The 7,575-nt window shown below is 68.7% G+C and carries 8 protein-coding genes; 4 read left to right on the forward strand and 4 right to left on the reverse strand.

Annotated elements, in window-relative coordinates; all coding sequences use genetic code 11:
* Nucleotides 1-503 (reverse strand): lyase family protein (locus tag V7Q39_RS17780; RefSeq protein WP_333817955.1); only part of this gene is annotated, 503 nt, incomplete at its 3' end.
* Between the two features lie 204 nt (nt 504-707).
* Between V7Q39_RS17780 and V7Q39_RS17785 the strand changes: the two genes are divergently transcribed.
* Nucleotides 708-1,604 carry an endonuclease/exonuclease/phosphatase family protein gene (locus V7Q39_RS17785; RefSeq protein ID WP_333817956.1) on the forward strand — a complete coding sequence of 299 codons (897 nt, stop codon included), beginning with the start codon at nt 708-710 and terminating at the stop codon, nt 1,602-1,604.
* A 122-nt stretch (nt 1,605-1,726) separates the two neighbouring features.
* Here the strand turns inward: V7Q39_RS17785 and dddP are convergent, their stop codons facing one another.
* Nucleotides 1,727-3,067, reverse strand: a complete 1,341-nt coding sequence (dddP, locus tag V7Q39_RS17790) for a dimethylsulfonioproprionate lyase DddP (protein ID WP_333817957.1) — start codon at nt 3,065-3,067, stop codon at nt 1,727-1,729.
* A 122-nt stretch (nt 3,068-3,189) separates the two neighbouring features.
* Here dddP and V7Q39_RS17795 point away from each other — a divergent pair, with 122 nt between their 5' ends.
* From V7Q39_RS17795 to V7Q39_RS17805, 3 genes are read left to right on the forward strand one after another with little or no spacing between them, the layout of a single operon-like run.
* Nucleotides 3,190-3,987, forward strand: a complete 798-nt coding sequence (locus V7Q39_RS17795; protein ID WP_333817958.1) for a heme-dependent oxidative N-demethylase family protein — start codon at nt 3,190-3,192, stop codon at nt 3,985-3,987.
* The gene (locus V7Q39_RS17800; protein WP_333817959.1) at nt 3,984-4,607 is read left to right on the forward strand and encodes an NAD(P)H-dependent oxidoreductase; all 624 of its coding nucleotides are present in this window, start codon (nt 3,984-3,986) and stop codon (nt 4,605-4,607) included. Before V7Q39_RS17795 ends, V7Q39_RS17800 begins: the two co-directional genes overlap by 4 nt.
* Nucleotides 4,595-5,470, forward strand: a complete 876-nt coding sequence (locus V7Q39_RS17805; RefSeq protein WP_333817960.1) for an alpha/beta hydrolase — start codon at nt 4,595-4,597, stop codon at nt 5,468-5,470. Before V7Q39_RS17800 ends, V7Q39_RS17805 begins: the two co-directional genes overlap by 13 nt.
* Nucleotides 5,471-5,683: 213 nt before the next feature.
* Here the strand turns inward: V7Q39_RS17805 and V7Q39_RS17810 are convergent, their stop codons facing one another.
* The gene (locus V7Q39_RS17810) at nt 5,684-6,421 is read right to left on the reverse strand and encodes a hypothetical protein (RefSeq protein ID WP_333817961.1); all 738 of its coding nucleotides are present in this window, start codon (nt 6,419-6,421) and stop codon (nt 5,684-5,686) included.
* 173 nt (nt 6,422-6,594) lie between these two features.
* Nucleotides 6,595-7,575, reverse strand: a 981-nt coding sequence (gene glnA, locus V7Q39_RS17815) for a type I glutamate--ammonia ligase (RefSeq protein WP_333817962.1), incomplete at its 5' end; no start/stop codon positions are given.

A 7,575-nucleotide genomic window follows, 5' to 3' on the forward strand; every position in this document is an offset into this window, starting at 1 on the left:
CGGTTGCGCGACATTTCGGCGTAGAAGCGGGCGAAGGTCAGGCCCATCGTCGTCGGCTCGGCATGGATGCCGTGGCTGCGCCCGATGCGCAGCGTATCCTTGTGCTCGAAGGCCCGGGCCTTCAGCGCCGCCAGCACCCGGTCCAGCCCCTTCAGCAGCAGGTCCGCGGCCCGGCACAACTGGATGTTCAGCGTGGTGTCCAGGACGTCCGACGAGGTCATCCCCTGGTGCACGAAGCGCGCCTCCTCGGCGCCGATATGCTCGGCGAGGTGAGTCAGGAAGGCGATCACGTCATGCTTCGTCACCGCCTCGATCGCGTCGATGCGGGCGACGTCGAACTCCACATCCTTCGCGCGCCAGACGGCTTCGGCATTGGCCTTCGGGATCACCCCCAGCGCGGCCTGTGCGTCGCAGGCATGGGCCTCGATCTCGAACCAGATCTTGAAGCGGGTTTCCGGGGACCAGATCGCCACCATCTCGGGGCGGGAATAGCGCGGGATCATCGGCGGCCTCCAGGCAGGACATCTCGCGCCCCCTTACGCCGCGCACAAGGGGGGTGCAAGGCAGGCGCCAGCCCGGCGGTGGAACTGTGGCGGGGAGAAAGACCGAACTGTTGCCAAAGGCGCAACGCATTTATGCCGCAGTGATCGGGCTAGTGGGACGACATGGCGGATCGACCGCCGCTGCGCCCGGCTTGGGGGAGGCGAATGGAAGACAAAGGCAGGATCTGGCAACAGCTGATCGGGATCGGGCTTGGCCTTGCGGTGCTGGGGCTGGCCGGGGGCTACCTGGGCTGGCTGCACCCCTTGGGCGATTCGCTTGCGGTCGGGCGCGCGGTCGCGGCGGCGGCGGTGCTGGTGCTGGCGGTCTTCGCCAGTTTCGCCGGGCTCCGGATGGCGGCCTTCGTCTCGATGCTGCTGGCGTTGCTGACCGGGGGCCAGGTGCTTCTGGCCTACAGCTGGCCGGGGCTTGCCGGACAGTACAGCGTCTATCAGAAGAACGTGCTTTTCCGGAACGCCGAGCTTCCGGCGCTGGCTCAGGACATCCGCGCCGCGGATCCGACCCTCGTCACCCTGCAGGAAGTGCTGCCGGAAAACCGGGCCTGGATGGAAGGGCTGCAGGACGTCTGGCCGCACCAGCTCCTCTGCCCCGGCGGGGCGGTCGGCGGCGCGGCGATCCTGTCCCGGCTGCCGACCGTCGAGGGAACCGCCTTCTGTGGCCCCGGTCTTGCCGCGATGCAGGTGGTGGGCGGGACCGCGGACAACCCCGAGCGGTTCTGGGTCGTCTCGGTGCATCTGCACTGGCCCTGGCCCTATGGGCAGCCGGACCATGTGAAGCTCTTGCTGCCGATCCTCGACAAGCTTGAGGGACCGGCGATCATGGCGGGTGACTTCAATATGGTGCGCTGGGCGAATTCGGTGCGGAACATGTCCGACATCCTGGGCGTCCGGGCCGCGGGGCCGATGGTGGGCAGCTATATCGGCCTGTCGCGCATCTTCCCCCTGCCGATCGACCACATCTTCGCCACCGGCGGCGGCCGAGTCTCTCTCCGCCCGGCGGCGGGGTCGGACCATCTGGGTCTGCTGGCGCAGGTGGTGCTGTAGCGGTGGGGGCGGCTGGCGTGCGGGGCCATCCAGGCGCCGTTGCCATGACGGACCTGACCGCATCGTAGGGTGCGCTGTAGCACACCCTACGGGTTGGGAAGCTATGCGCCTCGCCGGAGGGGTCAGCCGCCCATCAACCTCTCGTCGAACGGATAGGTCGTCAGCGTCTCGCACCCCGTCTCGGTGATCAGCACCTGGTCCTCCAGCTTGATCGAGAAGCTGCCCCCTTCCGGCGAGACCAGCGCCTCGACACACAGCACCATCCCCGGCTCCAGCGCCGCATCGAAGGCGCCGGGCATCCAGCCATCGGGATAGTGGACATAGGGCCATTCGTCGCAAAGCCCGACCCCGTGCATCTTGCAGCTGTATTTCTGCGCCCAGTATTCGGGGGCCAGCTGGTGCCCGCCCTTCACCAGCTCCTCGATGGTGACGCCGGGCTTCAGGCGGGTCTTGTGGTCGGCGATATGGTCCAGCGCATGGTGGAAGGCGCTGACCATCGCGTTCGAGGGCCGCGCGTCGCCCACCCACCAGGTCCGGCTGATGTCGATGCAGAAACCGTAGGCCCCGATCAGATCGGTGTCGAAGGCCACGATCTCGTTGTTCTGCACCAGCCGCGGCCCGCATTCCTGGAACCACGGGTTCGTCCGGGGGCCGGAGGCTAGGAGCCGCGTCTCGATCCACTCCCCCCCGCGCCGGATGTTGGCGGCGTGCAGTTCCGCCCAGATCGCATCCTCGCTGACCTTGCCCCCCGGCACATTCGCCCGCGTGAACGCCTCCATCTCGGCGATCCCCGCCTCGCAGGCCACATGCGCACAACGCATCGCCAGAATCTCGTCCGGCGTCTTCACCGCGCGGACCCGTTCCGTCACCTCCTCGCCTTCCTCGACCGTGAACCCCGCCGCCTCCAGCGCCCGCAGCCCGTGGACCATGATCTTGTCCACCGCCAGCCGCCGGTTCACCCCCGCATGCGCCCGCATCACCTCGTCCACCTGCGCCGCGAAGCCTTGCGCCGCCTGCACCCCCCGGTCGCCGGTCGAGTTGTAGAAGAAGGTCGCCCCCGACCGCAGCTCCTTCACCAGCGGGTTGAACGTCACCAGGAAGGGCGAGTTCTTGTATTCCCACATCACCATATGCCCGTCGGCGCACAGCAGGCAGGCGCGGAACGGGTTGTGCGTGTTCCACAGCTGCATGTTGGTGGTGTCGGTCGCATAGCGGATGTTCAGCGGGTCGAACATCAGCAAGCCGCCGTAATCCCGCGCCACCAGCCCCGCGACCAGCTTCTTCCAGCGATCCTCGCGCATCCGCGACAGGTCCGGCAACACCAGCCCCGCCGCTGCCCATTCCGCGAAGGCCAGCTGTGTCGGCCCGATCTCCACCCGGTCGTTGTCGTTCGGGGTCCCGTCCCCCAGCACCGCCCCGCGCGAGGGGTCGATCTTGCGGCGGTCGCGGTGATAGCTGGTCATCCTGGCTCTCCGGTTTTCCGGCAACTTGCCCCGGCGGCAAGGCTCCGCCTGATCCAGCCGCGACGCGCCAGGTCGCAAATGTGTTGGTTGCAGCCGCTCCGCACCCATGGTCAAAGACCGCCATGGTGAACCCGATGCAAGATGCGCCGATCCTGCAGGACCGGCTCCCGCTCCAGCCCTGGGCCGAACCCGCCACCCGGCGCCTGCCCGGCATCCAGCCGGTCCAGGGCCGCGACTGGCTGCGGGTGGACGAGGCCTATGCCGGCCAGATGGCGCTCCGCGACCGGCTGATTGCCGCGCAGGCAGAGGTTGTCCACACCACCCTGCGGCAGGCCGAGGCCGCCGCCGCAGAGCTTTACGCCACCGTGCTCGACTGGCTGCGCGAGGAGCCGGGCTTCACCGTCGCCGCCGCCCGGGTCACCCGCCCCGACGGCGTGACCGTCCCCCTCGACCCGGAGCAACCGCTCCTCACCCTCGGCCGCCTCGTCCAGCAGGATCTCTGCCTGATGCAGTCGAATGGCGCGGAATACGACCTGACCGCCGCGATCCTGTGCTTCCCCGCCAGCTGGACGCTTGCCCAGAAGGTCGGCCGCCCGATGCTGGCCATCCACCAGCCGGTCGAGATCTATGACGACGCGCTCGCCGCCCGCGTCCACCGCCTGCTGACGGCGATCAGGCCCGAACAGCCGCTCTGGCGGATGAACTTCTTCACCTATGACGACTACATGCTGCACCACCCGCGGGTGGAGGGCGACTGGCGCAAGCAGCCGACCGGCAAATCCTATGTCCGTTGCGAACGCCAGACCCTCATGCGCCTGCCGCGGACCGGGGCCGTGCTCTTCGCCATCCATACCATCGTGGTCGACGCCAACCAGCTTGCGCCCGAAGACTATGCCGCGCTCCGCGAGGCGATGCATTGACTCGCTGCCTGATGGTCTTCGCGCATCCCTTGGGCGACAGCCTGAACGCCCGGCTCGCCGCCACGGTCGAGGCGCAGGCCCGCGCGAAAGGCTGGCAGATGACGCGCCGCGACCTCTATGCCGAAGGCTTCGATCCGCGCCTGACGCCGGAGGAACGCCGAGGCCACTACGACACACCCCCCGCCACGCCTCCCGCCACCCTGCCGCAGGAAAAGCAGGAACTGACCGAGGCCGAGGTGCTGATCCTGGTCTTCCCGACCTGGTGGTTCGGCTTCCCCGCCATCCTGAAGGGCTGGTTCGACCGGGTCTGGTCCCCCGGCACCGCCTATGACAATTCCCCGGACTTCGGCCCGATGCTGCCCCGGCTGCACAGCCTGCGCGAGGTGCTGGCGGTCACCACGATGGGCGCGCCGGCCTGGGTCGACTGGCTGGTGCTGCGCCGTCCGGTCCGGCGCATCCTGCGCCTGTCCATCCTCAAGCCCTGTGCCCCGAAGGCCCGTCTCACCTGGCGCGCGCTCCACAGCGCCGAGGCCATCGCGGCCGGGCGGGTGTCCCGCTTCGAGGCGCGCCTTTCCTCCGACATCACCCGCATCGCAGGGAGGCTGACATGCCCGGACTGATCCGACGGACCCTGCTGATCGGCGGTGTCGCAGCGGCGGCGGGGGGGCTGGCCCTCTGGCGCTGGCGCATGCCCGGCGATGCGGAGCTGGACTATGGGACCGATCCGTCGCAGGTGCTGGATATCCGCTATCCGAGCGGGGGGAATGCGGCCCCGGTTCTGGTGATCTTCCACGACGGCGATTTCGCGACCGGCGACAAGTCGGACACGGCGGTCTGGCCCGAATGGCTGGAGGCCGGGATCGCGGTGGTGCGGGTCAACACCCGGCTCTCGGACCGGGCGAAATGGCCCGCACAGGCCGACGATGCGCTGGCGGCAGTGGTCCATCTGCAAAGGAACGGTGCCGATCTGGGGCTGAACCCCGCGCATATGGTGCTGATGGGGCAGGGGGCAGGGGCCTATCTGGCGGTGACGACCGCCCTCAGCCTAGTCGAGGTCGGCCTGTCCCCGAAGGGCGTGGTCAGCCTCTATGGCCCGATGGATTTCTCGACGCTGGACGCCGATCTGAAGACCCTGGGCCGGGCGCCCTCGCGCGGTCCGGCGGACGATGCCGCCAGCCCGGAAAGCCGCCTTCTGGGCTTCCCGGTCGGCGAAAAGCGCGCCGCGGCACATGCCGTCAGCCCCTTGGCCCGGCTCGACCGGATGCGCGAGCCCCTGCCGCCGATCCTGATCCGGCACGGCGATGCCGATACCATGGTCGCCGACCTGCAGGCCAAGCGCCTGCGCGAGGCCTGGATCGCCGCCGATCCCAAGGCCGCCATCGACTACAAGCTCGTCCCCGGCGCAGGCCATGGGGGTCAGGCCTTCGAGACCGATCCGGTCCGGGCGGATGTGTTGGCCTTCGTGCAAGCCAGGCTGGCGTAGGGTGGGCGCGACCCACCAGTCGGGGTGATGGTGGGTTGGCCCCACCCTGCTCAAAGGCGCCCGCGCGCCCTCCCTCAAGCCCTTTCACTTGGCACCAAATATCCCCGCCGGAGGCACGTCCGAGCGGGTTTGCGTCCTTCACGCAAACCCGCGAGACGAGGAGTCTTCGCGCGTCAGCGCTCATTTTGAGAACCGTCCCGATCCGCGCGGCGCTCAGTCCTCGGCGCGGATGCCTTTCAGGTCGCGCCCGTTCGCCCAGAGCCACAGCGCGCGGACCAACCCGTAGGGCAGCGCCACGGCCGTCGTCGCCCAGCCGAGCAGCCAGCCCACGACCTGGATCGCGCCTTCCGCCACCGGGCCGGGCGGCGCCGGGGGGGCGGTCGGGCCGACCGGGGGGGCCCAAGCCGCACGGGGCGCCTTGCCCGTCTGCGGCGCCCGTCCCGCCAGATCGTCGCGGATCGCGGCGAGCGGGTCGTCCTCCCGCGGCTTCGGTTCGGCCAGCACGACGGGCGGAGTGTCGGACGGGTCGGGTGCAGGCACGGGCGGCGGTGCCGGCTCGGCGACGGCGGGTGCTACCTCCCAGAGATGCGGTGCGATTTCCGACACCAGCGCATTGCCGCGCGTCACATCCTCGTCGGCGGTGGCGCTGGCATGGGACAGCGTGGCGGCAAGGTTCCTGATCCATCCCGCGACCCGCAGGTGCGACGGCACGAAGCGCTCCGCCCGGCCCAGCTTTCCCGACGGGATCCGCCCCGCGCCGTTCTTCACGTTGATCGCCGCCCGCCGCAGGCCTCGTGCCGCCCAGGCATGGACCCTTGCGACGCCCTCGCGTGACAGATGCAGGCTGGCCCGCCCCAGCGCGCGCAGATCGAACGGCGGCCGCTGCCCGCCCGAGGCCCAGATGTCCGGGCGCGCCTTGCCTGGCTTCTTCCGGAAAGGGTTGTCCGCCATGGCTCTCCCGCCGCCTGTTGCAACCGCAGGTTAGCCGCGTGCAGCATGGTTTCCAAGACGTGAATGCCCGAAGCCAAGCGCTTGATTTCACAGGAATCGAAAAGCTGCCCGCGCGTGGGCACCCAAAAGAAAAGGGCGCCCGCAGGCGCCCTTTTCGTCCCTGCTCCGAAGGCTCAGCAGGAGTAGTACATCTGATACTCGATCGGGTGGGGGGTATGCTCGTAGGCATAGACCTCCTCCCATTTCAGCGCCATGTAGGCCTCCAGCTGCTCGCGGTCGAACACGTCGCCCGCCAGCAGGAAGTCCATGTCCTTCTCCAGCTCCTCCAGCGCCTCGCGCAGCGAACCGCAGACGGTCGGGATCTCGGCCAGCTCTTCGGGGGGCAGGTCGTACAGGTCCTTGTCCGAAGCCGGGCCGGGGTCGATCTTGTTCCGGATCCCGTCAAGGCCAGCCATCAAGAGCGCCGCGAAAGCCAGGTAGGGGTTCGCCGACGGATCGGGGAAACGGGCTTCCACACGCTTCGCTTTCGGCGATTCCGTCCACGGGATCCGGACGCAGCCCGACCGGTTGCGGGCGGAATAGGCGCGCAGGACCGGGGCTTCAAAGCCCGGGATCAGCCGCTTGTAGCTGTTGGTGCCGGGGTTGGTCAGCGCGTTCAGCGCCTTGGCATGCTTCAGGATGCCGCCGATGAACCACAGGGCTTCCTGGCTGAGGTCGGCATATTTGTCGCCCGCGAAAAGCGGCTTGCCGCCCTTCCAGATCGACATGTTGACATGCATCCCCGACCCGTTGTCGCCCTTCATCGGCTTCGGCATGAAGGTCACGGTCTTGCCGTAGGCGTGGGCCACGTTGTGGATGACGTATTTGTACTTCTGGATGTTGTCGGCCTGCTCGACCAGCCCGCCGAAGATCATCCCCAGCTCGTGCTGGCAGGTCGCGACCTCGTGGTGGTGCTTGTCGACCTTGATGCCCATCCGCTTCATGGTGGACAGCATCTCGCCCCGGATGTCCTGCGCCTCGTCCACCGGGTTGACCGGGAAATAGCCGCCCTTGTGGCCCGCGCGGTGGCCGTAGTTGCCGCCCTCGGTCGGGGTGTCGGTGTTCCAGGCGGCGGCTTCCGCGTCGATCTCGTAGGCCACCTTGCGGGGGGTCAC

Source organism: Tabrizicola sp. (assembly GCF_036781545.1).
GTDB lineage: Bacteria > Pseudomonadota > Alphaproteobacteria > Rhodobacterales > Rhodobacteraceae > Tabrizicola.

Bases quoted from the DNA above. Each gene is read 5' to 3' on its own strand.
- V7Q39_RS17785 (WP_333817956.1), top strand. From the start codon at position 708: ATGGAAGACAAAGGCAGGATCTGGCAACAGCTGATCGGGATCGGGCTT.
- dddP (WP_333817957.1), bottom strand. From the start codon at position 3,067: ATGACCAGCTATCACCGCGACCGCCGCAAGATCGACCCCTCGCGCGGG.
- V7Q39_RS17795 (WP_333817958.1), top strand. From the start codon at position 3,190: ATGGTGAACCCGATGCAAGATGCGCCGATCCTGCAGGACCGGCTCCCG.
- V7Q39_RS17805 (WP_333817960.1), top strand. From the start codon at position 4,595: ATGCCCGGACTGATCCGACGGACCCTGCTGATCGGCGGTGTCGCAGCG.
- V7Q39_RS17810 (WP_333817961.1), bottom strand. From the start codon at position 6,421: ATGGCGGACAACCCTTTCCGGAAGAAGCCAGGCAAGGCGCGCCCGGAC.